23 protein-coding genes and 1 pseudogene are annotated in these 26,659 nt (G+C 42.6%); 21 read left to right on the top strand and 3 right to left on the bottom strand.

The features are described 5' to 3' along the window. Positions 1 to 183: 183 nt before the first annotated feature. A complete protein-coding gene (locus tag ACZ5OK_RS15720) occupies positions 184 to 1,848 on the bottom strand; it encodes an SLC13 family permease (RefSeq protein ID WP_343838467.1) in 1,665 nt (554 codons plus the stop codon). A gap of 494 nt (positions 1,849 to 2,342) precedes the next feature. Between ACZ5OK_RS15720 and spoIIID the strand changes: the two genes are divergently transcribed. From spoIIID to fabZ, 7 genes and pseudogenes are all read left to right on the top strand, one after another. Beyond that, positions 2,343 to 2,609 carry a sporulation transcriptional regulator SpoIIID gene (gene spoIIID / locus ACZ5OK_RS15715; RefSeq protein WP_044162357.1) on the top strand — a complete coding sequence of 89 codons (267 nt, stop codon included), beginning with the start codon at positions 2,343 to 2,345 and terminating at the stop codon, positions 2,607 to 2,609. Between the two features lie 777 nt (positions 2,610 to 3,386). Further along, positions 3,387 to 4,385: a rod shape-determining protein gene (gene mreB, locus ACZ5OK_RS15710; protein WP_343838463.1), complete on the top strand. Its 999-nt coding sequence runs from the start codon at positions 3,387 to 3,389 to the stop codon at positions 4,383 to 4,385. A gap of 29 nt (positions 4,386 to 4,414) precedes the next feature. Further along, positions 4,415 to 5,242, top strand: a complete 828-nt coding sequence (locus ACZ5OK_RS15705; RefSeq protein WP_343838461.1) for a flagellar hook-basal body protein — start codon at positions 4,415 to 4,417, stop codon at positions 5,240 to 5,242. A 13-nt stretch (positions 5,243 to 5,255) separates the two neighbouring features. Next, complete coding sequence (locus ACZ5OK_RS15700; RefSeq protein WP_343838459.1) at positions 5,256 to 6,065, top strand: flagellar hook-basal body protein; 810 nt, start codon at positions 5,256 to 5,258, stop codon at positions 6,063 to 6,065. Positions 6,066 to 6,116: 51 nt separating this feature from the next. Next, positions 6,117 to 6,263: pseudogene (locus tag ACZ5OK_RS15695) on the top strand (hypothetical protein); the annotation flags it as partial. Positions 6,264 to 6,284: 21 nt separating this feature from the next. Continuing rightward, positions 6,285 to 6,449 carry a DNA-directed RNA polymerase subunit beta gene (locus ACZ5OK_RS15690; protein WP_464758802.1) on the top strand — a complete coding sequence of 55 codons (165 nt, stop codon included), beginning with the start codon at positions 6,285 to 6,287 and terminating at the stop codon, positions 6,447 to 6,449. Positions 6,450 to 6,571: 122 nt separating this feature from the next. Beyond that, a complete protein-coding gene (fabZ, locus tag ACZ5OK_RS15685) occupies positions 6,572 to 6,994 on the top strand; it encodes a 3-hydroxyacyl-ACP dehydratase FabZ (protein ID WP_343839017.1) in 423 nt (140 codons plus the stop codon). A gap of 507 nt (positions 6,995 to 7,501) precedes the next feature. Here the strand turns inward: fabZ and ACZ5OK_RS15680 are convergent. After that, positions 7,502 to 7,906 (bottom strand): hypothetical protein, encoded by a 405-nt coding sequence (locus ACZ5OK_RS15680; RefSeq protein ID WP_464758227.1) that lies wholly within the window; start codon positions 7,904 to 7,906, stop codon positions 7,502 to 7,504. A gap of 316 nt (positions 7,907 to 8,222) precedes the next feature. Between ACZ5OK_RS15680 and ACZ5OK_RS15675 the strand changes: the two genes are divergently transcribed. From ACZ5OK_RS15675 to ACZ5OK_RS15635, 9 genes are all read left to right on the top strand, one after another. Continuing rightward, positions 8,223 to 8,744: a competence protein ComK gene (locus ACZ5OK_RS15675; RefSeq protein WP_343838453.1), complete on the top strand. Its 522-nt coding sequence runs from the start codon at positions 8,223 to 8,225 to the stop codon at positions 8,742 to 8,744. A 280-nt stretch (positions 8,745 to 9,024) separates the two neighbouring features. After that, positions 9,025 to 9,888: an efflux RND transporter periplasmic adaptor subunit gene (locus ACZ5OK_RS15670; RefSeq protein ID WP_343838451.1), complete on the top strand. Its 864-nt coding sequence runs from the start codon at positions 9,025 to 9,027 to the stop codon at positions 9,886 to 9,888. Continuing rightward, positions 9,889 to 12,960 carry an efflux RND transporter permease subunit gene (locus ACZ5OK_RS15665; RefSeq protein ID WP_343838449.1) on the top strand — a complete coding sequence of 1,024 codons (3,072 nt, stop codon included), beginning with the start codon at positions 9,889 to 9,891 and terminating at the stop codon, positions 12,958 to 12,960. Positions 12,961 to 13,769: 809 nt separating this feature from the next. Then, positions 13,770 to 14,876, top strand: coding sequence for a glycosyltransferase family 4 protein (locus tag ACZ5OK_RS15660; RefSeq protein WP_343838447.1), 1,107 nt, complete (start codon positions 13,770 to 13,772; stop codon positions 14,874 to 14,876). Between the two features lie 240 nt (positions 14,877 to 15,116). Then, entirely contained in the window at positions 15,117 to 16,469 is a 1,353-nt protein-coding gene (locus tag ACZ5OK_RS15655) for an O-antigen ligase family protein (RefSeq protein WP_343838445.1), read from the top strand. A gap of 187 nt (positions 16,470 to 16,656) precedes the next feature. After that, on the top strand, positions 16,657 to 17,535 hold the full coding sequence (gene galU, locus ACZ5OK_RS15650; protein WP_343838443.1) for a UTP--glucose-1-phosphate uridylyltransferase GalU: 879 nt from the start codon (positions 16,657 to 16,659) through the stop codon (positions 17,533 to 17,535). 25 nt (positions 17,536 to 17,560) lie between these two features. Next, the gene (locus ACZ5OK_RS15645) at positions 17,561 to 18,856 is read left to right on the top strand and encodes a UDP-glucose dehydrogenase family protein (protein ID WP_343838442.1); all 1,296 of its coding nucleotides are present in this window, start codon (positions 17,561 to 17,563) and stop codon (positions 18,854 to 18,856) included. Between the two features lie 205 nt (positions 18,857 to 19,061). Further along, entirely contained in the window at positions 19,062 to 20,291 is a 1,230-nt protein-coding gene (locus tag ACZ5OK_RS15640; RefSeq protein WP_343838440.1) for a flippase, read from the top strand. Positions 20,292 to 20,330: 39 nt separating this feature from the next. Beyond that, positions 20,331 to 21,323, top strand: a complete 993-nt coding sequence (locus tag ACZ5OK_RS15635) for a sulfotransferase family protein (protein ID WP_343838438.1) — start codon at positions 20,331 to 20,333, stop codon at positions 21,321 to 21,323. Between the two features lie 109 nt (positions 21,324 to 21,432). Here the strand turns inward: ACZ5OK_RS15635 and ACZ5OK_RS15630 are convergent, their stop codons facing one another. After that, entirely contained in the window at positions 21,433 to 22,248 is an 816-nt protein-coding gene (locus ACZ5OK_RS15630; RefSeq protein ID WP_343838436.1) for a sulfotransferase domain-containing protein, read from the bottom strand. 197 nt (positions 22,249 to 22,445) lie between these two features. On the opposite strand from ACZ5OK_RS15630, the gene ACZ5OK_RS15625 reads away from it, so the two are divergent. The 5 genes from ACZ5OK_RS15625 (at position 22,446) to sat (ending at position 26,658) form a co-directional block, all read left to right on the top strand. Then, positions 22,446 to 23,333 (top strand): PIG-L deacetylase family protein, encoded by an 888-nt coding sequence (locus tag ACZ5OK_RS15625; RefSeq protein WP_343838434.1) that lies wholly within the window; start codon positions 22,446 to 22,448, stop codon positions 23,331 to 23,333. 48 nt (positions 23,334 to 23,381) lie between these two features. Beyond that, a complete protein-coding gene (locus tag ACZ5OK_RS15620) occupies positions 23,382 to 24,491 on the top strand; it encodes a glycosyltransferase (protein ID WP_343838432.1) in 1,110 nt (369 codons plus the stop codon). After that, positions 24,488 to 24,961: a PssD/Cps14F family polysaccharide biosynthesis glycosyltransferase gene (gene pssD / locus ACZ5OK_RS15615; protein ID WP_343838430.1), complete on the top strand. Its 474-nt coding sequence runs from the start codon at positions 24,488 to 24,490 to the stop codon at positions 24,959 to 24,961. Before ACZ5OK_RS15620 ends, pssD begins: the two co-directional genes overlap by 4 nt. Positions 24,962 to 24,966: 5 nt before the next feature. Beyond that, positions 24,967 to 25,437 (top strand): PssE/Cps14G family polysaccharide biosynthesis glycosyltransferase, encoded by a 471-nt coding sequence (gene pssE / locus ACZ5OK_RS15610; protein ID WP_343839015.1) that lies wholly within the window; start codon positions 24,967 to 24,969, stop codon positions 25,435 to 25,437. A gap of 72 nt (positions 25,438 to 25,509) precedes the next feature. Beyond that, on the top strand, positions 25,510 to 26,658 hold the full coding sequence (sat, locus tag ACZ5OK_RS15605; protein ID WP_343838428.1) for a sulfate adenylyltransferase: 1,149 nt from the start codon (positions 25,510 to 25,512) through the stop codon (positions 26,656 to 26,658). Position 26,659: the final 1 nt, after the last annotated feature.

The following is a 26,659-nucleotide window of genomic DNA, read 5'->3' as shown; positions in this document are numbered from 1 at the left end:
ACGGTTTTGTGGATAAGAAATCCTGAGTGACCACGTCCGGCTCCAGCGCCCGGCGACTAGCGTGACTTCCTTCCCCTCCGTCCGATAAGTCAACATCGACTCACGCTGTTCGTCGTGTTTCCTTTATCTCCTCCGGCTCAGTCCAGTCCGTACGTCGCTAAACGGGCGCTTCCGCCTTTGTTATTAATTTTTCATGCTTGCCGGGATTTCGGTTAAATCAATGCCCCAGACTACCGGCAGCCAGAAGTAAATGGCAAGGGCAACGAGGAGCACACCGATGATGTTCAGGGCAAATCCTGCTTTAGCCATATCAGGAATCCGTAAGTACCCTGAACCGAACACGACCGCATTTGGAGGTGTAGCAACCGGCAGCATAAAGGCACTTGAAGCTGCAACGGCGGCAGCGATCATAACGGCATAAGGGTGTATCCCCAGAGCAACGGCCAGTGAAGCCATAATTGGATACATCATATTGGCAGTCGCTGTGTTGGAGGTTACCTCGGTCAGGAAAATAACCATGGCTGCTACAGCTAACAGGATAAGGAAAATATTGATTCCATCCAGCACGCTTAACTGACTTCCAATCCATTCGGAAAGTCCGGAGCTGCTGAATCCGCTTGCGATGGCGAGACCGCCGCCAAATAGCAGCAGAATTCCCCATGGAAGCTTCACAGCGGTATTCCAGTCCAGCAGATAATCGCCTTTCCGATTTTTGGACGGAATGATAAATAGAATCACCGCAGCTGTAATCGCAATGATCGCATCATTAATATTTTCATTGATTTGAGTAAGCAAAAACGAACGGCTGATCCACGCAAAAGCGGCCAGAACGAAAATGACCATAACTCCTTTCTCCTCAAAAGAGGCGCTGCCTAATTTCTCTTTTTCATTCTTAATTACTTCTCGTCCGCCAGGCAAATGCTTAAATTTAAGAGGGTAGGATACTTTCACAAGATAATACCAGATAATGAAAATAAAAATCCACGCAATAGGAACCCCGAAAAGCATCCAGCCGGCAAAGGTGATCTCAATATCGTACATATTATTAATCACACCCGCCAGTGCAGTGTTAGGCGGAGTTCCGATTAAGGTCGCAATTCCTCCCACAGAAGCGGAATAAGCAATCCCCAGCATCAGCGCCTTGCCAAATCCGAAGTTTTCTTGAGAGGTATCAATCGAATGGTCATCTTTTAATTGTTCGGCCACCTGATAAATAATCGCAAGCCCAATTGGAACCATCATCATAGAGGTTGCCGTATTGGAAATCCACATCGATAAAAATCCGGTAGCCACCATAAACCCAAGAATAATCCGCTCTGAATTTGTGCCAATGACGGAAATGATAGATAGGGCAATCCGCCGGTGCAGATTCCATTTTTCCATAGCCAGGGCAATCATAAAGCCTCCCATAAATAGGAAAATCGTGTCGTCCCCATAGGAAGAGGTCGTCGCCCCGATATCAAGACCGCCAGTGAGTGGAAAAAGGACAATCGGTAATAAGGAGGTAACAGGAATGGGCACAGCCTCCGTAATCCACCAGATCGCAATCCATATCGTACTGGCCAGAACCGCAACGCCGGCATCGGACAAGCCATCCGGATGGAAAAACTGTAACGTTAAAAAGAACAGTGCAGGGCCGAGAATCAGACCAATCATCTGTCCGGGTTTAAATAGCCGGTCCCCATTTCCATTGTTATTTCCATTTCCCCGATTGTTCTCGCGCCGAATCGTGTTTGGATTCGTACCTTCAGACCCGAGACTCGATGAAGAGGGCCTGGCAAAAAAACGCAGCAAATCCTTGGCCTGGTTATGCATATCCCATAACCAGTTCCATGCAGCTGTCATCATAGCATCATCTCCTTTGTCGTATAAATAGTACCAGCTAGAAAAGCAGTTGTTTGAAAGAAGAGAAAACTTCGATTACTGCAAACGTTATCAAAAATTTTCAAAATTTTAAAGGAAAAACTATTTGGATAATTATGGAGGAGTTTAGCTCTATCCCAAAGAGCTCAGCTCAATCCCGGAAACGCCAGCCCAAGCCCGCCTAATCCTCGAAATACTTAGCTCAGAATCCCAAGAATCCCGGTCCCTCCCTTTAAAAAAACCAACAAACACCTTGTCCTACTTGAATTTTAAGCATATTCGCACAGTTTCGTTAATAAAATGTTACAAACAAGTTCAAAGAAAGGTTTGAGGTGGGAAAGTGTGTGACGCAGCTAGAGGATTAGAGGGAATAGGAAACGGACTTCTGGATGGCAATCAAATTTACTACAGGTATCCCGGAAAAATCACCTTGTCTCATTTCACGCCTTTAAGAGATCCAACTCAGGGAGGCGAGTGGTGTGCACGATTACATCAAAGAGCGTACAATCAAGATAGGGAAATATATCGTGGAGACAAGGAAGACGGTCCGCGTAATCGCAAAGGAGTTTGGGGTTTCCAAGAGTACGGTCCATAAAGATTTGACCGAGCGGCTTCCGGAAATCAATCCCGAGCTTTGGAAGGAAGTGAAGGAAATATTAACCTACCATAAGTCGATTCGACATCTGCGTGGTGGAGCCGCAACAAAGCAGAAGTACAATGATGAGGACAAAAAGGAGCCGGTTTAATTGTCATTTTTATTTCCTTATGATGAACAACCATTCATCCGATCCATAAAAGATTTTCAGGCAGATCCAGCTTCCAAATGCTAATCTGACATCCAGTATATTTTAAATGGAATAACAACATTCCATTCAATCTCAAAATTAAAAGTCATTCAATATGGGAGAAAATCGGTTATTTAAATCCCACTATAATCATTCAAAAAATAACACCGTAGAATCACACCAAAGAGAACAGCACGAAGCCTCAACATATCAAAAACAACAAGATGAAAACATCACGACAAAACCACTGCAAATGCCTTCGAAACAAAGCTTCCAGCAACCCAGCTCACCTATTACAAACAGCCACGAAGAGAACTCATTCCAAAGCGAACAGCCCCAAGCCGCGTTCTCCCGAAATACTTAATGGACATGAGCCAGGTCGTTCGAAAACATAATCGGGCTTATCTTTAATCAGCGAACCAGCAGCCGCAGCAGAACCTGGACATAGCTAGAATAAACGTCGCAAAACGAATACATATGTTACATAAAATCTCTCTGCCACGACAGCACCTGTACAGCGACGCAGCACCGAATATGACAGTTTTATCTATACCAGGAAAAGTCCGCCACTGCATCCGCATCTTCATGCACCAGTCAACGGATATTGAATATATTTTTTTCGAAAAAATGTGAGACGATATGACAATTTTTATGTTAAAATGTAGAAATAGAGTAGTACGATTGCGGATAATAGGTGAAATGTAATATAGAAAGCTACGCAGGGAGGACGAATGGTTCATGTTTTCACGGGATATTGGCATCGATCTAGGAACAGCTAATGTACTCATTCATGTTAAAGGCAAAGGAATTGTTTTAAATGAGCCGGCAGTTGTTGCCATGGATCGAAACACAGGAAAAGTTTTGGAAGTTGGGGAAGCTGCCCGACGTATGATTGGACGTACTCCAGGAAATATAATTGCGATTCGACCGTTAAAAGACGGCGTCATTGCTGATTTTGACGTGACGGAAGCCATGTTAAGGTATTTTATTGAAAAAATCAATGTGAGAGGCTTCCTGTCCAAACCACGAATTTTAGTTTGCTGCCCGACCAACATTACCAAGGTCGAACAGAAGGCGATTAAAGAGGCTGCTGAAAAGAGCGGCGGCAAAAAAGTCTATCTTGAAGAAGAACCGAAAGTGGCTGCCATTGGTGCAGGCATGGACATTTTTCAGCCAAGCGGCAACTTAGTATTGGACATAGGCGGTGGAACGACGGACATAGCTGTATTGTCCATGGGAGATATTGTCACCGCCTCCTCCATAAAAATGGCCGGAGATACGTTTGATAATGAAATCATTCAGCACATTAAACGGAAGTACAAGCTGTTAATCGGCGACCGTACAGCAGAAGATATTAAAATTAATGTAGCCACCGTATTTCCGGACAACCGTTATGAGGAAATGGACATCCGCGGACGGGACCTTGTCACAGGGCTGCCACGCACGATTACGGTGAACTCAAAAGAAATCAATGATGCCCTGGAAGAATCGGTTTCCCTTATTGTACAAGCTGCGCGAACTGTACTGGAGCGGACACCGCCTGAGCTTTCCGCTGATATCATTGACCGCGGAGCTATTTTGACCGGTGGAGGAGCACTATTGAATGGGCTTGATCAGCTCCTATCCGAAGAATTAAAAGTACCTGTCATCATTGCCGAGGAGCCAATGTTCTGCGTGGCAAAAGGGACAGGCCTTATGCTCGAACAAATCGAAAAACTGCCCAATGTGAAAAATTAACATGGACTTGCCACCAGGAGGCTGAAATAATGTTAAGAGGATTTTATACAGCAGCATCAGGGATGATGACACAGCAGAGTCGTCAGGATGTGCTTTCAAATAATATGGCCAATGCGCTAACCCCGGGATATAAAGCCGATCAGACCACGATGCGGGCTTTTCCTGAAATGTTAATTGAACGGACCGATTCCAAACAGCTCCCTGTTCATCATTCCGTGAACATCCCGAATAATAAGCTGATTGGGAGTTTAAATACAGGTGTCTATATGCAGGAGACGATTCCTGATTTTGGACAAGGGGATTTAAAGGAAACAGGCATGTCCACAGATTTGGCCATCTGGAACGGACAAATGCCGGATGACACGGGTTCCCTGTTTTACACCATTCAGAATCAGGACGGGGGTACAAGCTATACCCGAAATGGGAACTTCACCATTGACGCGAACGGTTTTCTCGTGACCAACAGCGGACATTACGTTCTTGATGAAGGCGGGAACCAGATTCAGGTCAATAATGATGAGTTTAATGTAACCCGAAACGGTGAAATTCAGGCAAATGGCGGAGTGACCCCACTGGGCATTGTTTATCACCCGAATGCCGCACAGGATTTTACTAAAGGAAATAACGACCTGTACAACCTTGAGGAAGACGGTGAAGCACCGGTGAATGCCCGTAATGCAGGCGGAGTAACGTTTGAAGTTCGCCAGGGCATGATTGAACGGTCGAACGTGGATACCACGCAGACGAGGACGGAAATGCTGCAGACCTACCGGAACTTTGAGGCCAATCAGCAGGTATTAAAAGCATATGATAAAAGCATGGACATGGCCGTCAATCAAATCGGGCGTCTTCGCTAAAGGAGGATTTTAAATGCGTAGTTCATATCTTGCAGCCACAACGATGGGGCAGCTTCAGCAAAAGTTAAATCTAATCGGACATAATCTGTCTAATTCCAGTACAACAGGATATAAAGCAAGGACCGCCAATTTTTCCTCCCTGCTTCATCAGCAGATCAATCAAAACGGTATTGACGGGGAAGCACCAAGACAGACCCCTGAAGGCCTTCGCCAGGGGACAGGTGCTAAGCTGGGGCATACCAAAGTACGAATGGATGCCGGAACCATTACCCAGACAGAGCGTCCTCTGGATGTAGCCCTCAGCGGAGAAAAGCACTTTTTCCAGGTGCAGGTAACGGAAAATGGCGCCGCGGAAACGCAATATACGCGAGCGGGAAACTTCTATCTGCAGCCGATCAATAACAATCAGCAGGTCTCCCTGGTTACCGCTCAGGGAAATCCTGTGATCGGTGAAAATGGGCCGATTGTGCTTCAAAGCGACATGGATGAGATTTCTATTCAAGATAACGGAAATATTCTGGTGAGAAGAGGGGAACAACAACAAGTTGAGGCCTCCCTTGAAGTGATGGAGATTGATCGTCCACGCTCTCTTGAAACTGCAGGCGGTAATCGGTATCGGATTCCGGATAACGTTCCGGCAGCCGGCATGACCGCAGTGGCACCAGACCCAGGCCTGCACGTAGGCGCACTTGAATCGTCCAATGTGGATATGGGCGAGGAAATGACCAATATGCTGGAAATGCAGCGAGCTTACCAAATGAATTCACAATCCATCTCGATGGGCGATCAGATGGCCGGCCTAATTAATCAGCTCCGGAGCTAAGCTGGTTCATCAGCCTGTGAATTACAAATAAATCTTTAAAATGAACGAGGAGCTTCATCTATGGTGACAGAGCAAAAGAAAAGCCGTGCACAAACAAAAGAGGAAGCACGAAAACGCAAACGGTCAGCCCGGAAAGAAGAAAAACAAACCAAACGTGCCGAGCAAAAAAAGCAAAAATCGCAGAAAGCCGAAAAAAAGCCGAAAAAACCACGCAAACGAATTTTCCCCTTATGGGCACGCATTATCGTAATCACCATTCTGAGCGTGATCGCCTTAGCCGGGGGATTAATGGTTGGCTATGGCATCATCGGCGAAGGAAAACCCACAGATGTTTTGGACCCATCCACATGGCAGCATATAATTGATATCGTCAAGACGGAATAACCAGATGGACTTTCATTGATAAAGTCCATTTTTCTGTTTGAGGAAATTTTCTGGTATGATAAGAGTGATTCACATACATAAAAATGTTCAATGGAAAGCTGAAGGAGGTTCAGTTGATGGAGATGGACAACAGTCAAATTAAAGAAGTCATCCCGCACCGCTACCCATTTTTGCTGGTTGATAAAATTGAAGAAGTCGCACCAGGCGAGAAAGCAGTCGGGATCAAAAATGTATCCGCAAACGAGCCCTTTTTCCAGGGCCACTTCCCGGATTACCCAGTCATGCCCGGCGTCCTTATCGTCGAAGCCATGGCACAGGTAGGCGCCACATCCATCCTGCAAAAGGAAGAAAATCAGGGCAAGATCGGCTTTCTTGCAGGAATCGATAAATGCCGTTTCAAACGCCAGGTCAAACCCGGCGACGTTCTCAGACTCGAGGTTGACATCACCCGGGTAAAAGGCCCCATCGGAAAAGGCAAAGGCACCGCAACCGTAGACGGTGAAGTCGCCTGTGAAGCAGAAATTACATTTGCGATTGAGAAGTAAATAGTGAAGGTTAATGGAAACTACCTCCTGGTGCTGGGGTAGTTTTTTGGTGTTTTGGGCAGATTTCCGGGGACGATTTCTGGCAGGCTGGGATTGATCCGGAGTTGTGGGAATTAGTACTGTATAGAGTTTATTCGTCTGAAAATTTATGAATGGGTCCTTATACTTTTGAATGAGCCAGCGCAGCCGGAATTGAGCGCATTTTAAAATAATTCGTCCAATTTTAAAAAGAATCCATCCGGTTTTGGAAAGGAATAATCTGATGCTTAAACAATCAAGCCAATATAAAGACAATCATTCCATAAAACCGTTCATTAATCTTAAACATCGTCCATTAATCCTAAACCTGAGAATTTAATCCAGAAACTCATTAATTCAGCAAATCTCCTGCTAACCTAAACCATACAAGCAACACCGCACACTCACTGGCCAGCACGACCGTCAAGCGCAGAACCTAACTTTCAGCACAAAACCCGCATCAGCTGACACGGGTTTCGAGCTTAATTTTTATTTATCTTCTTCTTCCTCATCTCCGGTTAAATCTGCATCATTACCTTCGTTTAAACCTTCACCATTGCCGTTGGTACCATTTTCGCCAGTTTCGCCGCCATTTTCGGTAGTTCCATTTTCAGTAGTTCCATTTTCATTCGTTTCTTCCTCGTCTGGAAGCATGTCATCTTCTGTACCATTTTCGCCATTGCCATTGTCGGTACCGTTATTTTCAGTTCCATTCTCAGTACCACTATTTTCTGTTCCTGTGCCCTGATTACCATTCTCAGTGCCGCCGTTTTCCTCTTCTTCCATTGGTGTTTCTTCCTCAGCAGGTTCGTTGTTATCCTCTTGAGCACAGCCTGCTGCAAGGGAAAAGGCCATGAAAGAAAGACCCAATTTCCATAACCATTTTTGTGACATATCCATTTCCTCCTTCAATGAAAAGTTAATCATGCGTAGCTTTTCCTTAAATTTATAAAAATATGTCAAAATATAAGAAACAGGAAAAGCCATGCTTACATATAGCGTTCTTCATTTGGGAGACATTATTTATGAATTTACATGTAGGTGTTATTTGGTATGATCGGAAAAATGAGTTAAATCCTTAGCTAAAAGATATATTTTGACATTTTCAGACGAAATTTTACGAAAATTTTGTAAAATTTATTAACTTTTGGAAGATTTTGTAGTACAATTGTCCTGCATACTACATTTTTTCTGAATAGGAGGAGGTTTCATGGATGTAACGGATACATATCGGGTGAATCGGAAAACGATGGCGATTATTCCTCATTCTGGGCCTGATTATCAAAGCAGAATTATTGAAACCGGCAGAGAAATTTTTTGTACAAAATCAGTAAAGCAGATTCTCGAAAAAGCTTGCCTGGAGGGTGGTGCATCCCTAGATGGCAGACGAAAATCGGTCGAGTATATTCTGAATACGAATATCAAACTTCCGATCCCGGTCAATCCAGGTATGGGAGCATTCTTTTTTCCCAATAAATCACCAAAGGAGTTCAACTGCAGCTGGTTTTCCTTTTACCACATCGAAGAGTACCTCAAATCCAATGATAACAATGATAAAACCAATCTCGTCTTCTCGAACCGTACAACAGCAGTGATTGATACTTCATTTTTTACCTTCAGGCGGCAAATGTATGTGACTGCAACGGTGATCGCCGCATTATCCCGGGACATTCTGTGGTCCAGTGTTCAGGATGACGAAGAAGAGAAGAATAGAGATCAGGCCTCTAGTTAATAAGATCCATATAGATAAAGATTGAGGATAAGCCTTTCGTTGATTCACTTAAGCGAGAGGCTTTTAATTATGCCTATCATAGCGATTATTCGACAAATTCCGGGTCGTGACAGGCACCACAATGTATAATCCCACATAGACAAACGAATCCTACCGGAAAAAAGATGAAACCCATTTGCTTTAAATACGTACAAAATACTGGTATTGTTAAGGACTGTGTAATACATATAAATCGCGAATAAATTTTAGAGAATCTGATACATAAAAGGAGAGACGTGTCATGAAGTGGAAAAAGGGTATGGTTGTTTTACTTGCAGCTGCTTTTCTGATGACAGCCTGTACAAATGAATCCGATCAGGCGGATGAGGAAGAGGAGGAGCTGATTACGCCTGTGGAAACGGCTCAGGTTGAGAAGGGCTCCCTGACAATTGAGCAGACATTTTTTGGCCGTGTGACAGCTGATCGCATGGCACAGGTGATTCCAACAAATGCAGGGGAAATCTCTGAGCTGAATGTGGAAAATGGCGATGAAGTGGAAGAAGATGAGGTACTGGCCCGTACGTCACCGGGGAATCTCGCTATTGAAGCGCCCATTGCCGGGATTGTGCAGGATTTGACGATGAATGAGGACTCCCTCGTTTCCAATCAGAATCCGGTAGCATCCATTATTGATTTGGATTCGCTGAACGCAGGTATGCAGGTGACCGAGGAACAGCTGGATTTATTTAAAGAGGACCAGGAAGTTACACTGAATTTCTCCACACTCGAAAAGGATGTAACAGCAACGGTTGAAAGCATTGCGGTTAAGACCGATGATACCGGACTTTATCCAGTCTCAGCTTCCTTTGAAAATGAAGATCATAAAATAAAGCCGGGGATGGTTGCGGAAATCACGATTCCTGAGGAGAAAATTTCGGATGCTCTGATTGTCCCGACAGCGGCGATTGTGGAAGAAAACAACGCCAGCTACGTTTATGTCATTAAGGATAATACCGCCCACTATACAGAGGTTGAAGTGCTCGGGGCACAAACGGAGTCCACAGCCATCAAAGGAGATATCAAGAAAGGGGCAGAGGTTGTAACCAAAGGACAGCTGACTCTGACTGATGGTGGTAAAGTGGAAGTTATGAAGGGGGAAGAGTAAGTGAAACTCGTAAATACTTCAGTACGCCGTCCCGTTGGCGTTGTTATGATCGTAGCAGCTATCATAGCACTCGGAATTATGTCCCTTCGTAATTTAACCATTGACCTTTTTCCGGATATCGAATTGCCGATTGCGGTTGTTGCGACTACATATGAAGGAGCTGCTCCGGAAGATGTGGAGGAGCTCGTCTCAAGACCAATCGAATCAGCCGTAAGCTCCATTGAGGGCATTGATACGGTTCAATCCCAGTCTTCCCAGGGGTCATCCCTTGTGGTGATGATGTTTAACACAGGAGCGGATTTGGACTCGGCCTTACTGCGGGTTCGGGAGCAGGTGTCCTCGGTGCAGGGCATGCTCCCGGAAACAGCGGGTGAACCGAATGTGCTCCGCTTTGATCCGCAGCAAATGCCGGTCATGTGGGTCGGTTTAACCGGAGATAACGTAAAAGAACTGCAAAACATTGCCGACGATGATCTTGTTCCTTATTTTGAAAGACAGGACGGGGTTGCATCTGTAACAGTAGAAGGCGGAACCACCGATGAAATTCAGGTGGAGCTGAAGCAGGCTAAGCTCGCCCAATATGGGTTAAATACCCAGAGCATTATGCAGGCAATTGGAGCGGCAAACCAGTCAGGCTCGGCCGGTGTGATTGCCAAAGGGGATCAGGACCTGCAAATCCGTATTCAGGGCGATTATGCGTCCCTTGAAGATATCAAACAAACGATTGTTCAAACTCCAAATGGGGCAACCCTCCATTTAGAGGACATAGCGAATGTGAGTCGGGAAACTAAGGATCAAAGCTCGGTTTCCTACGTCAATAATAAATCGTCTGTCGTTCTGTCCATTCTGAAGAAAACCGATGGAAATACGGTAGAGGTTGCCGACACCATGCATGCTGCCGTTGAAGATATGCAGGGAGAGCTTCCGGATGGAGTCAATCTGGATGTTGTTTTTGATAATTCAACCTTTATTAAAATGTCCATCGATTCCGTTGTCCGCAACATGCTGATGGGAGCAGTTTTCTCAGCACTTGTTTTACTTTTATTCCTGAAAAGCTTCCGGGCAACACTTGTTATCGGACTTTCGATTCCAATTGCGATTATTTCAACATTTTCACTCATGTACTTTACAGGTGAAACCGTAAACGTTCTGACCATGGGTGGACTCGCGCTCGGAATCGGGATGATGGTCGATTCATCCATCGTCATCTTGGAAAATATCGTCTCGTACCGGCAGCGGGGTCATACATTGAAAGAAGCAGCCAAGCGGGGGGCATCTGAACTCGCACCAGCGGTCATTGCCTCGACAACTACAACGATTGTCGTCTTCCTGCCAATCATCTTTGTGGAAGGCATCGCGGCGGAAATGTTCGTCCCGCTGGCGTTAACCATTTCCTTTGCACTGCTGGCGTCGCTTGTCGTTTCCGTGACCCTGATTCCAATGCTTGCCTCCAAGCTGCTGACAAAATCAATGCAGGAGGAAGGCAGACGGTACTGGTTTGATAAAGTATTAGGAAAAATTAATGATGGGTACCGGCGGGTTCTGAAATTTGTGCTCGGCCACCGGAAAACAACCGTATTTGGCACGATTGCCGCGATTGCTTTAAGCCTGGCCTTAATTCCGATGATTGGGGCTGAGTTCATCCCTCAATCGGACCAGGGCCAAATTCAGATTAACGTCAACACACCAACAGGAACACATTTGGAATCAACCGAAGGAATAGCGGATCAAGTTGATGAAAAGCTCAGTAACTATGAGGATGTCATCGAAACCAACTTTGTCACCGTGGGAGGATCAGGCGGCATGGTTGGTGGCGGCGGATCGTCCAATCAGGCCAGCTACATGATTCAGCTCGTCCCTCAGGAGGATCGGGATGTAACCACCACGGAAGTCGTTACCCAAATGGATGAAGGCCTGCAAAAAATTCCTGGTGCCGAAATCACCGTAAGTGCCATGGGAGGCAGCATGGGCGGCTTAGGCTCACCTGTCCAGTTGCAAATTTCCGGACCGGATTATGATGTCCTTAAAGAATTGGGCGATCAGGTGGTCTATTTGATGGAGGATATTGAAGGCATACACAACCCTGAATCCTCAGCATCAGAAGGAAGTCCACAGGTGAATGTAAATGTGGACCGAGAGCGGGCCGCACAGTACGGCTTAAGCTACCAGCAGGTTATGAGCCAGGTGCAGATGGGCTTCACCGGCCAAATCGCATCCAGATATCGAACCGGCGGAAGTGAATTGGACGTAAGAGTGATGCTGCCTGAAGATCAGCGCACGACAATAGAGGACCTGGAAACCTTACCGATTCAGACTCAGACAGGAGCACTCATTCCGCTCTCAACGGTAGCTGAACTGGAACAGATTCAGGGACCAAGCACCATTAGCCGTCAAAACCAGCAGCGTCAGATAAGCATCAGCAGTGATATTGTCGACAGAGATCTGGGAAGCATCATGACCGATGTGGAAGAAAAACTCGACACCATGAAATTCCCTGAAGGCTACTCCTACTCGGTTGGAGGCCAGGCGCAGGATATGGCTGAATCCTTTGGGCAATTAAGCTTAGCCTTAATCTTCTCAATATTCCTGGTTTACGCGGTCATGGCCGTGCAGTTTGAGAACTTCCTGCACCCATTTGTCATTATGTTCTCACTGCCAGCCACCATTGTCGGGGTTATCGTCGGACTGTATGTCACCCAGACGCCGCTAAGCATACCGGCCTTCATTGGGTTCATCATGCTCGCCGGGATCGTCGTCAACAACGCCATTGTGCTGGTCGACTATATCAACATCCTGAGAAATCGCGGCCAGGAGCGGTATGAGGCCATCCTGAACGCAGGCCCAAGCCGAATGCGCCCGATTCTCATGACGACCCTAACAACTGTGCTCGGGATGATCCCACTGGCACTGGGTCTCGGCGAAGGCTCAGAATCCCAGCAGCCACTGGCAATTGTGATCATCTTTGGACTTACAGTTTCAGCAATCTTTACGTTGTTACTGATTCCAGTCGTCTACACCTATTTTGACGACTTTTCCCGGAAAGTTGTCGGGTGGTTTAGTAAGGAAAAATAAATAGGGACTGTCCCTCACCGCTTTAGAGAACTAAAGTAAATTAAAAAAAGTCTTGTGGAGAATATCTCTGCAAGACTTTTTTGTTTTAATAAAAATTCGAGCGAGGTACCAGGTAATGCCTGATGGATATGATTTGGAGCAGCGGCTTTTGGGGAGAATAAGCCGAGACAGGGGAATTATGCCTGTGGATTTGGAATTAATCCATTGTTATCATTATTAATCCAGCTACTCGTGGATTAAGCGCGTTTTAAAAGTAATTCCTCCAAATTTAAAATTAATTAATCCGATTTTGAAAGAGATTAATCCAAAAGTTGAAGGATTGATCCAGAAAGTTAATGATAAGTCCGCAGAAGGGTTCATTGATCCAGAGTTGTGGGAATTAAACCTAGATAGAGCATTATCGTCTGAAAACTGCTGAATTCATTCGAGATACTTCCAATTGATCCACCCCATCCCGGATTATTTTACAAATAATCCCTCCACTTTTAAAAATAATTCAACCCATTTCAGAAATAATTACGATTTTAAATAAATTAATCTACATTTATCGGAATTAATCCCCAAACAGATGAATTAATCCGCAACACCTGCGAATATCCCCAAACAACCAAATCCATCCAAAACCAATGAAATTAACCCGCAACCCCGCGAATCAATCCGCCACCCCACCCAAAATAACAGTTTTTGTCGATTCCCCATTCCCCTTATAAAAGCACCCCTGTTACTTAATACTAAGGGTAAGATTGGTCACAAACTCGACAAATTATGGTAAGATAATTAGAGTGAATTTACGTAAAAGCAGGGATAATATGTTTAATCTAACCGAATTAATTGTCGCTTTCTTCATAGCACTGATTTCAAGCCTGTTGTTAACCTATCCGATCAAAAAATTGGCGTTGAAAATGGGTGTTATGGACGTACCCAATCATCGAAAAATACACACAAGCGTCACCCCAAGACTAGGGGGGCTTAGTATATATCTGGGAACGGTTCTCGGAATGCTCTATATATTTCCGGATCATCCGCAGATGTCCGCCATTACTCTTGGCTCATTAATTGTCGTTGTTACAGGGATGATTGATGATAAATATCAGATCCGGCCGATCATTAAGCTTTCAGGTCAGCTGCTGGCAGCTGTGGTCCTGATTTCGGACGGGATTATTATTGAAAAGATCACACTGCCGGTTTTCGGTGTCATTGAACTCGGCTATTTCAGCATTCCGCTTACAATTCTCTGGATTGTAGGCGTCACCAATGCGATTAATCTCATTGACGGATTGGATGGGCTCGCAGCCGGCGTGTCCACGATTGCCATATCAAGCATTTTGGTGATGGCGATTATTGATTATCGTTTAATCGTCGTTTATATCTGTGTGTCACTGATTGGCAGTAATCTGGGCTTCCTGTTCCACAATTTTCATCCGGCAAAAATTTATATGGGGGACACCGGATCCCTGTTTCTTGGATATTCCGTCGCAGTCATATCTATGTTAGGGTTATTTAAAAATATTGCCTTATTCAGCTTTATTATTCCTATCATCGTGCTGGGTGTTCCGATTTTGGATACCCTGTTCGCCATTGTCCGCAGAATGGTCAATAAAGAACCAATCATGATGCCCGACAAAAAACACGTTCACTATCAGCTTCTTGCCGCCGGATTCAGCCATCGCACCACTGTCCTGATTTTGTATGGATTCAGTGTGCTGTTTGGCGGGCTTGCGATTCTGTTTTCGCTGGCAACGAATTTAACCGTGTCTTACTTGGTGATGTTCGCATTGCTGATTTTGATTCATATTTTTGCGGAGATTGTTGGGATTGTGGGAAAAGGGAAAAAGCCTGTAACGAAAATGCTGTGGAAGCTGTTAGCAAAAGAGAAGACTTACCAAAGAGAAAAAGATGTGGAGCAAAAGCCCTAAATCACTTCCTGTTTACCTGGTCGCATGAACAGCTGTCACTTTCCCGCATATTACAAATACATTAATTTTCAAGATAATTATTGACTGGAATATATGCAAATCTTACAATAAATTATTGTCATAATTTTATGGGGATATTGGATAATAAAACATTAGTAAACGTCATTATCCCATTGTATAATGATGAAAACAGCGTAAACAGACGTAACAACAAGATAGAATTAGCGGAGGGGCATAATAATGAGTATCCTGGAGAAAAATTCTGATATACATCGAAAAATTGAATTATTTTTTATAATATTTATTTTATTTCAGCCAATATTAGATCTATTAGCTTTTATAGGCTTACCATTATCCACACCAATACGTGCATTAGCTATGCTGATCGGTTTTATTTATATACTTTTTAAACCTGGTTTGAAACATAAAAAGAAGGCTATGATCTATATCTTTATTTTAGGTTTCCTAATGCTCATTAATTTGATTACTACCTTCATGTTTAGACAGGAGTTTTCCTTAACAGTTGAAATTGAGTATATCATTAAAACCACTTATGTTATTTTGATGGTCATGATTTATACGTATATTTTCAAAGCATTTAGCGAAAGAGAAGATTGGCAGCGTATCATCCAGAAATATGTTTCCATAGCCCTGTCCATGATAGGTGCTGTAATGGTAATTGCTGAACTGACAGACACAGGAAAACGAAGCTATAATGCCCTGGCTAAAGCAGGTCATTCAGGATGGTTTTTTTCAGCTAATGAATTAAGTGCCATTTTAGCCATGGGACTTGGAATCATTCTTCTTTATTTTATAAGCTCCAAAGTATTAACGAGAAAAATGATAATGTTGCCTTTTTTATTTTTTATTTTATGGTCGATGCTTACCATTGGCACAAAAGTAGGTTTAATAGCCATGTTAATTGTATTGGCAACGGTCTTGGTTATCACCCTGATTGATTTTATCAAGAACAGAAAAAAATGGCATAATCTTGTTTTAGTCAGTGTCCTGGCTGTTTTTTCAGTCTTTATGATTCCAAATACAGCCATCGGTAATAATTTAGATACGAAAGTTCTTGATTTATTTCAATTTAATAATCCGGAAAAACAGGGGTTAGATCAGGAAAAGGAAAATATTGAGAAACAGCCATCAGCGGAAGAAGTGAGGAAGGTGTTACTAAGTGGCAGAGGGGATTATCTGGCCAATCAGTGGGAGCATTACGATGATGCACCCATGATGCAAAAGGTATTTGGTATGGGGCGTATGCCAAAATTGGTTGAGATGGACTTTTTTGATTACTTTTTCAACTTTGGTGTGGTCGGACTCATTACTTTATTTGCCCCCTTCATATTTATTGGGTTTATAATCTTACGGAATATATGGAAAAGCAAATTCGCCCTTTTAAATCGGACGACAATGATTTTTGGGATTGGAGCAGGATTAGGGTTAGGTATTGCCTTTGCGGCTGGTCATATTCTTTCCGCACCGGCTTCAGGATATTATCTGGCATTACTGTTAAGTTTTCTGTATGTATACACAGATAAGTATAAGAATGCTCCAAAAGACGAAATGAAAGAAGAGGTAAATAAATAAATTATTGAGAAAGGGGCGTATCTACTTATGTGGCTACGCCCTATATACATTTTGAAAAATGAATGTTACAGAAGTTTCATTTTATAGGCCAAAAGTAAAATTGCCTATATTTAACCGGTTATGATAAAATCAAAATGGAAGTATGCCGAATGAAAATAAGTATGAAAACAATAAAAGGAGCTTTGAAATGAAAGTTCGTAAAGCAATTATACCAGCAGCAGGACTAGGCACGCGATTTTTACCAGCAACAAAGGCGCAGCCGAAAGAAATGCTGCCTATTGTGGATAAACCAACGATTCAATACATTGTGGAAGAGGCTGTAGAATCAGGAATTGAAGATATAATTATTGTGTCCGGAAGAGGAAAACGGGCGATCGAGGATCATTTTGATATTTCTTATGAGCTTGAAGAAAAGCTCGAGCAAAAAGGGAAGACGGAAATGCTTGAAATGGTTCGGTCCATTTCAAATTTGGCCAACATCCATTACATAAGACAAAAGGAACCAAAAGGACTTGGACATGCGATTTCTGTTGCCAGCAGGTTTGTTGGTGATGAGCCTTTTGCTGTCTTATTGGGTGATGACATTGTGCAGGCGGATACTCCATGTTTAAAACAGCTTATACAAACGTTTGATCAGCATCAATCTTCCATTGTAGGAGTTCAGGGTGTATCCGATGAAGAAGTATCCAAATATGGGGTTGTTGAACCTCTGGATGGGGAAGATTTAGGTCCCAATACCATTGGTGTAAAATCCTTTGTGGAAAAGCCCCCTGTTGAGGAAGCCCCTTCAAATTTAGCGATTATGGGGAGATATATCCTGACACCTGAAATTTTTGATATTTTGGAAGACCTTCCTCCTGGCAAAGGGAATGAGGTTCAATTGACAGATGCCATTCAGATTCTTAACGAAAGTCAGAAGGTACTGGCGTATAATTTCTCAGGGAAACGTTATGATATTGGAAATAAATTAGGCTTTATGAAAGCGTCGATTGATTTTGCATTGTCACGTAATGACTTAAAAGAAGATGTAGCAGACTATTTAAAACAGAAACTAAATGATTTTTGAATTTCAATAAGGGAAGGTTTTTCACATGAATATAGCTGTGATTGGTACAGGTTATGTTGGTCTGGTCACCGGTGTGTGTCTTGCTGAAATAGGACATCAGGTAACCTGTATTGACATTGATGAAAATAAAATTGAGGCCTTAAAAAATGGAAAGTCACCTATTTATGAAAATGGCTTAGAAGAACTTTTGGAGAAGAACATTGCCAAAGAGACGGTACGGTTTACAACAGACTATGAGGAAGGTTTAGAAGCAAAAGAAGCGGTTTATATTGGCGTGGGTACCCCTCAGGCAGAGGATGGCTCAGCAGATTTAACCTTTATAAATGCAGCTTGTGACAGCATTGCTAAGCACTTGAAAAATGATGCTATTGTAGTAACAAAAAGTACGGTGCCGATTGGAACTAATGAACATATTAAAAACAGAATTACTGAAAACCTGACTCAGAATATCTCCATTGAAATAGTATCCAACCCTGAATTCCTTCGTCAGGGCTCAGCGGTTTTTGATACGTTTAATGGTGACAGGATTGTAATTGGCTCGGATAATGAGGAAGCATTAAAGGCAATTGAAGACGTCAATAAGCCTTTTAATATTCCGATTGTGAAAACCGATTTACGCAGTGCAGAAATGATTAAATATGCTGCGAATGCCTTCTTGGCCACGAAAATCAGCTTTATCAATGAAATCGCCAATCTCTGTGACAGAATGGGTGCCAATGTAGAAAACGTGGCAGAAGGAATAGGTATGGATAAGCGTATCGGCAACAGCTTCCTGAATGCAGGCATCGGTTACGGGGGATCATGCTTCCCTAAAGATACCAACGCACTGGTTTCGATTGGTCGCAATGTGGATTATGAAATGCCAATCCTCCAAAGTGTGGTGGAAGTCAATGAGCAGCAGAAGAAAGTGATTATAGACAAAATGCTGCAAAGGTTTGGAGACCTGTCGGGCAAAACGGTAGCTCTATTAGGGCTGTCATTTAAACCGAATACGGATGACATGCGGGAAGCACCATCGATTCCTTTATCTAAGGATCTGGTTGAACGAGGGGTTAACATTCAAGCATACGATCCCGTAGCCATGGAAAACGCGAAAAAAGTCTTACCAAAAGATGTTGCCTACATGGATAGTATCGATGAAGCAGTAAAGTCTGCTGATTTTGCGGTTATTTTAACGGATTGGAAGGAAATCAAAGAGTATCCAATGGAAAAATATAAACAAAACCTTAATCAGCCGGTCTTATTTGATGGTCGGAATTGTTTTGCTCTTAATAAGGTGAAAGAAGCGGGACTTGAGTATTATTCCATTGGACGACCATAAAAATGATATTCCAAGGTGAAAGTTCCTTTTGTCTTTGATGAAAGGAGCTTTCATTTTGTTCAATGTAAAAGAAATTGATTTATAAACAGGCATTATTTATAATAAATGCACCCCTTATATGATAGTTACGTATTCGAATGATATAGAGCAAAGCAGCACCATCAGGCATGAGTTTCCGAATAGGTGAAGGTAATGGAGGAGTAAGATGTCCGTTAAAACAATGATCAATCAATTTAAGCAAAGTACCTTTCTGAAAAAATTAATGGAATCGTTTTTTGGGAGAATATCTTATTTAGTATTTACGATGCTCTTCTCATTACTATGTACCCGTTTGTATGGGGTTGAAACCTTTGGCGTTTATACATATGCATTTACAATTGTTACGTTATTAATGATTCCGGCAAAGGCCGGACTTGACAATGGATTAATGTACTCCATTCCCAAAAATAAATTTAAACATGTTTCCTTTAGTTTTCTTGTAAACTTTATAATGGCTTTTGGCTTGTCATTAATCGCCGGTTTTATTATCAATGAACCCTATATTTGGTTCACCTTACCTCTTATATGGTTAGCCTCAGCAGAGCAACTGTTTTTTGCCTTATACCGGTCAGAAGGTAAAATTAAGGAATACTATTTCATTAATGGCTTTGTAGCTATTCTGCTACGGGTGGCATTCGTTGTCGCATGTTATTTTTTTATCGGACAAAACGAATACAGTATAGCCATTGCTGTTTACATTTCCTTTATTATCGCGAATATCATATATATTTTTCATCAGAGGGATAAGTTTCAGGGGATTCATAAGGACTGGGGATATTTAAAATATTCCTTTCCCTTGATTTTTGCTACGTTGATGTCAACCATCATTAATAAAGTGGATATTATTATGCTGGGAAATATGGCAACCAGTAAAGAAGTGGGGATATACCAGATCACCTTTCAGATCTCCAGTACCATTTCTCTGTTTCTATTTGTGTTTAACACTGTATTTGCGCCAAGAATCTCCAACCTGTTTCACCAGGAGAAAATGGATGAATTAAGGTCTATTTACATTAAATCAACGAGAATTCTGGCTTTATTTGCCTTTGCCTATTTCTGTCTGTTATACATCTTTGACGATTTCGTCTTATGGGTATTCGGAGAGGAAGTTGTTGAAGGTCAATTCGCTCTGTTATTACGGAACATTGCACAATTCTTTAACGTAGCAGTAGGCAGCGTATGGATTATGCTGTCCATGACTGGAAAACCTAAGTTTCAAATGTATGCAAACTTTGTAGCGGCTGCAGTAAACGTCGTCTTAAACTACTTGTTAATCCCTGAATACGGGATGAATGGAGCAGCTTTTGCGAGTATGATAGCCATTATGCTGACAAATACCATTGGCTATATTGTCGTCTCAAGAAGATTCCAGGTAAAGGTTTATAAATTCTTTTAATATAGAACCTAATTTAACAATGTTAAAGGGGAAAACAGTATGAAAAGCAGGATTCAAAAGACAGTCAAAAAGCATTACGGAAATCATCCTTCTTTGTATACGATGTACGATTGGTCAACCGATCTGAAAAATATCCTGAAGAGATCGCACAAAATCAATCATAGTGAACACTTTAATCCATTCTTTATTGTTGGATCCGGGCGATCAGGGAATACACTGTTTCGCAGCATGCTCTCCCAGAAGGATGAAATTGTCATACCACCGGAAAGCTTTGTGCTGGGCGAGGCCATTCGAAAATATAAAATGTACCGCTATATGGAATGGGAAGACCTTTGTGGGGTCTTTTGTGCGGTGTTTGAACGTCATCATGGGTTTCCGCGCTGGGGCATGGATATTCGTGAATTCTATAAGGAAGCCATTAAAATTGAGAGGAAAAATCGTAATTTAGAGTTTCTCATCCATAGTTTTTACAGCTTTTACGGGCGGGAAAATAAAGAAACTTTTACGAGATGGGGAGACAAGACTCCCATAAACACCTTCTCCCTAAAGCTTATCGATAAGGTTTTCCCTGATAGTCAATTTATTCATATGATTCGTGACGCCAGAGATGTAGTCAGCTCCTACATCAAGGCAGGTCTTTATCAGGATGCAGAGGGAGCCAGTCAACGGTGGATTAATAGTATAAATACGGCTCAGAAATTCGGGAAGAAAGTTGGATCCAATCGTTATATGGAAGTTTACTATGAAGAGCTGGTCCGTAATCCGGAGCCTGTTCTCAGACAGGTTTGTGAATTTCTTGGAATTGAATTTGAAGAATCCATGCTGCATCACGTAGAAGGTGTGGATCAGTTAAAGGATACCCGTCTTTCACACCATACCAATTTATATAAACCGGTGAATCCAAGCTCAATTGGAAAGTGGAAGAAAAACTTAAGTGAAGAACAACAGCAAGTCGTGGAACAGTACTGCAGGGAGCTCATGGAGAATATGGGGTATACCTGGGGTCAGTCCCCAACTGCTTTAGAGAACTAAAGGATGTGCCCAGGGAGAAGCACCACTCCCCAAGGCACATATCCATGTGATGATAAATGGAAGACCTAAGTCATAAAAACGACTTAGGTCTTTTCATATATATCAGAAATCAAAATTCATATCCATATTCTTTCATTTTGGTACCGCATATATCCTCAATACGCTTGAGGTTTTTCTCTCCGAAGAATTCCTTCTTATTTACCTTTCGATTCCCTGCAGGCTGATATTGTATGTCCACCTTGCTGGAAATGTCGTTGAGAACCGGTAAATCCAGCTGTTCAGCTAATTTTTTTATCGAACCTTCCTTGTCAGCTATGAAATCCTCATACTTAATTAAAATGAAATCTTCCTTGTTTTGCTCATAAATTTCGATGCACTTTAACCAGCGATAAGCCATCCATTCGATATAATTATCTCCCGGCATTCCCAGCCATCTGCTGTCAATGACACGCTTCCAGTTGACAGGGGCCTTTTTCCATTCAGTCGGAAATGTCTCTGCCAAGTCTTCCACATTACCAGGCAGATCGACGCGGTTTAAAATGCTTCTTAGATTATCGCGGGGGTCTCTGACAATAAAGACATTTGTATTTGTTTCAAAATAGGATTTGATGTCATCATACAGAAAAGTTAAAGAAGGCTCCTTAATAATCTCTTTGGAGAAATCATATTTATTTTTTTTCACAAACTCAGGGAAGGTAATTTCTTGTTTATGTAATTTTGTTTGGTTAGGCTCGTAAATTCCTACTAAATCAATGGTAACCGACTTATTGGTGAGCTCAGCTAATAAAGCACCTATGGCAGAGGTACCACTTTTCTGGTTCCCTAAAACGAATAACGGACTTGGATTAATTGTGGCCTGCTTATTTAACTTTTGTCTTTCTATATTTCGGGGGATATGATAAATTTTTCTTAATAGGTTTTTCATGGATTTAACTCCTTACATCGTTATTCCACTTTATTGTATCAAAAAAATATATGTGAAGGAACATAATGTACATATGGATTTTCATTGTTCGTAAAACTGGTATAATAAACATGTTAAGGTGCATTCCATAACAAGTCTGTATAATCCGGTTAACTGAGCAAATAAATACAAATAAATGTATTAAGGAGAGTAGCACGTTGAGTATAAAAGAATTCATTATAAATATAAGCAAGCCCATTCTTACACCGATTACCCGTTTTGTTCTAAAGCGCCACTATCAGGCATCCAGGCCTTTAACAGAAGTAGGGAAAGCTCGAAAAGTTCTTGTTTTAGCCCCTCATATGGATGATGAGACAATCGGTGCGGGTGGTACTTTGCATAAACATACTCAAACAGGTGCTGAGGTCTACTGTGTATTCGTAACAGATGGATCAAACAGTGTCAGTGATTTAGATAAAACAGAATTAACAGCTGCAAGAAAAAATGAGATTAACCAGGTGCAGGGGATTATTGGGTTTAAAGATGTGTATTATATGGATTTACCAGACGGAAAGGTCAAAAGTAATAATGAATCTCAGGAGAAATTAAAATCTATAATTGAAAAAATTCAGCCAGACTTAATCTATTGTACCCCATTTGTCGATGCACATCCTGACCATGTAGCTACCGGTGAGATTCTATCTGATACTTTACGACAAATGAATTATTCATGTATGGTTCGGCTTTACGAAATTAATTGCCCCATCCCGCCTGATGAAATTAATTGTATTATTGATATTTCCGATACGCTAAAATATAAAAAGCAGGCCATCGATGTTTTCAGTTCTCAGGCGATTGCATTCGATGGATTTATCGAACTGAATTATATAAAAACAGAATTAGCGGCAACTGCTAGCATAACAGCGGTTGAAGGCTTTTTGGAATTAGATTCCTCTTCATACTACCGACAGTTTTCGCGTTTAAAAGAAGAAGGATATGATTATACGAAATTATTTAAACAGGCAAACCGGACAGCTACTTTGCTATGGGCAGTATATCAAAATTACAAATTAAAAAAGCAAATATATCAGAAGCGCTTGAATTAATATAGGATCAATCAAGCATTATGTATTTCTTGGAGGACCGAGCAAAAGATGGGTAAAGAAAAAAGAGTTTTAGTTCTAAGTAACATGTATCCGGGAAAGATTAGTCAAACATTCGGCATCTTCGTCAAAAACCAGGTGGAAGCCATTAAAGACAGAGGGATGGATCTTGATGTTGTCGCTGTACATGATCCGCGGATGGGCAAACCATTTGTCCTTAAGAAATACTTGTTATGGCTCATCCGTATCCTCCTCGTTTTCCTGACCAAAGGACGTCGTTATGACCTCGTGCATGCCCACTATGTATTCCCGAGTGGGCTCTTTGCATTATGGTTCAAGAAAAGGTTTGGCACGAAAATTGTCGTAACGGCACATGGCGGGGATATTGATAAAATGTCCAAAAAAGGCGGTTTCTTCTTTAAGAAAACCAAGCAGATTTTACAGGAGGCTGACTATGTAGTTGCGGTTGGAGAAAATCTGCGCAGGGATATTACAGAAACCTTTGAAGTGGATGAGAACAAAACAGCCGTCATCAATATGGGGGTCAATCGTCAGGTATTCCAGCCGATGGATAAAGGCCAGGCAAAGGATGCAGTTGGACTCTCCCAGGAGAAATTTTCCTTATTGTTTGTCGGGAACCTCATAAAGCAAAAAGGTTTACTGGAGCTGCTTGAGGCCTATAAAAGCCTGAAACAAACTAATCCTCATCTGGAGCTGCACTTAATGGGGCCGGTGAAAAATGAGGAATTCATGAATGAAATGAAGCACAAGATTCATGAGGAAGCTATGAAGGAGGTCCATATCCATCCGCCTAAAGATCAGGCCGAGGTTGCCACTTGGATGGCGGCAGCTGATGTATTTGTGCTTCCATCCCATATGGAAGGCTTTGGATTAGTAGCCCTGGAAGCCATGTCCTGTCACACTCCTGTTGTGGGGAGCGATGTCGGGGGCTTAACCTACCTCTTGCAGGATGCAGGGGTGCCGTTTGAGCCGAAGAATGCCGCATCCCTGGCTGACGCCGTCGAAAAGGTAATGAATAGCGAGGAATTACGCGCTACACTGATCGAAAACGGTGAAAGAAAAGCCTGGGAAAATGACCAGGAAAAACTGCTTGATAACCTTATGGACATATATGACCGCATAGGAGGAAAAGCACAATGAAAAAGAAGAAAAAGCTGCTTCTTATTTCATCCATAGGGGGCCACTTAACCCAATTATTACAATTAGAGTCCCTGTTTAAACAATATGATTATCATATCGTAACGGAGAAATCAGCCATCACGAAACAGCTCGGAGAAAAGTATCCGATGTCGTTTTTGGTCTATGGGGCACGAAATTATCCGTTTCGCTACATATTTAAATTTTCTTATAACATTATAAAGTCCTTGTTTATTTTTCTCCGCGAACGGCCTGACATCATTATTACAACCGGTGTGCATACAGCGGTGCCAATGTGTTACATCGCAAAGCTGTTTCGCAAAAAGGTTGTATTTATCGAAAGCTTTGCTAAATCGTCCAGTCCAACGATGGCAGGAAAAATGGTTTACCCCATTGCGGACTTATTTATTGTCCAGTGGGAATCCATGAAGGACGTTTATCCGAATGCCGTCTACGGGGGGTCAATCTATTGATTTTTGTGATTTTAGGAACCCATGAACTTCCCTTTACCAGACTCCTCGATGAGATGGAACGACTTAAGCAATCCGGTCTGGTGGATGATGAGATTATCGTTCAGAATGGGAATACAAGATATAGCAGTGAACATATGAAGCTGATTCCATTTATGAGCTATGATGAAATGGAAAGATTATTTGAGCAGGCCCGATTGATTATTACTCACGCAGGGACTGGATCTGTGACGACAGGTCTGAAGAAAGGCAAAAAAGTTATCGCTGCCGCCCGCCTGCAGAAATACGGAGAGCATAATGATGATCACCAGCTGGAGCTTGTGGATGTGTTTGAGAAGCAGGGACATATCCTGAGCTGGAGTGAAGGGGAAAGCCTGGAGGATGTGATTGAACAGGCGGAGCATTTTGAGCCGAAGCCGTTTCATTCCGGGAAGGACCGGATGCTGAAGATTTTGCATGATTTTATTGAGGAAAACTAGTTACAATACATGATATAATATTCTTTAGTTTGTAAAACTGATGAACTCAGAGTATTTAGAGGAGGTAAAACCATGACAATAGAAGCACATGGAGGCGTACTTGTAAATCGTGAATTGGAAGGAAAGGAAAGAGAAGAGGCTTTAAAAGAGGCAGAGTCACTCAAGACGTTAACACTTTCTCCCTGGGCCATTTCTGACCTGGAGTTAATTGGAATTGGAGGGTTCAGTCCTCTCACAGGTTTTATGGGCTCCAAAGACTATGAAAGTGTTGTCGAAAATACTCGTTTAGCTGATGGAACCGTCTGGAGTATCCCGATCACGCTATCCGTAAGCACAGAGGAAGCAGAATCCTTCCAGACAAGCGAAAAAATCGCCCTTAAAGGGGAGGATGGTTACATATACGGCACTCTCCAGCTGGAGGAAAAGTATACGTACGATAAAAAGCGGGAGGCACAAAACGTATACGGCACCACTGATGAAGAGCATGCGGGAGTGAAAAAGCTGTACGAGCGTGGCGATGTATACTTAGCAGGTCCGGTTACCTTGTTAAATCGCCCAGATCATGGTAGTTTCACCAACTTCTATATGGATCCAAGTGAGACCCGTCAAATGTTTGCCGATCTTGGCTGGAATACGGTTGTTGGCTTCCAGACCCGTAACCCTGTACACAGAGCTCACGAATATATTCAAAAGTGTGCACTGGAAGCCGTGGATGGTCTGCTGCTTAACCCGCTGGTAGGGGAAACCAAATCTGATGATATTCCAGCTGATGTACGTATGGAAAGCTATCAGGTGATTTTGAAAAACTACTACCCTGAAGATCGTACACGCCTGGTCATTTATCCTGCAGCGATGCGCTATGCCGGGCCTAAAGAAGCAATCCTGCATGCGATTGTCCGTAAAAACTATGGCTGTACCCACTTCATTGTCGGCCGTGATCACGCTGGTGTAGGCGATTATTATGGCACTTATGAAGCTCAGGAGTTTATCAGCCAATTTGAAGATGAGCTGGGCATTACCATTTTCAAATTTGAGCATGCCTTCTACTGCACGAAATGTGAAAACATGGCAACGGCAAAAACCTGCCCACATGATAAAGAGAATCATGTCCATCTAAGTGGTACAAAGGTTCGCGGATTGCTTCGCAATGGAGAAAAGCCACCAAAAGAATTCTCTCGTCCGGAAGTTGCTGAGGTATTGATTAAAGGGATGAAAGAATAAA

It is taken from the genome of Salinibacillus aidingensis (assembly GCF_055393355.1).
This window is presented reverse-complemented; position numbering and strand designations above follow the sequence as displayed.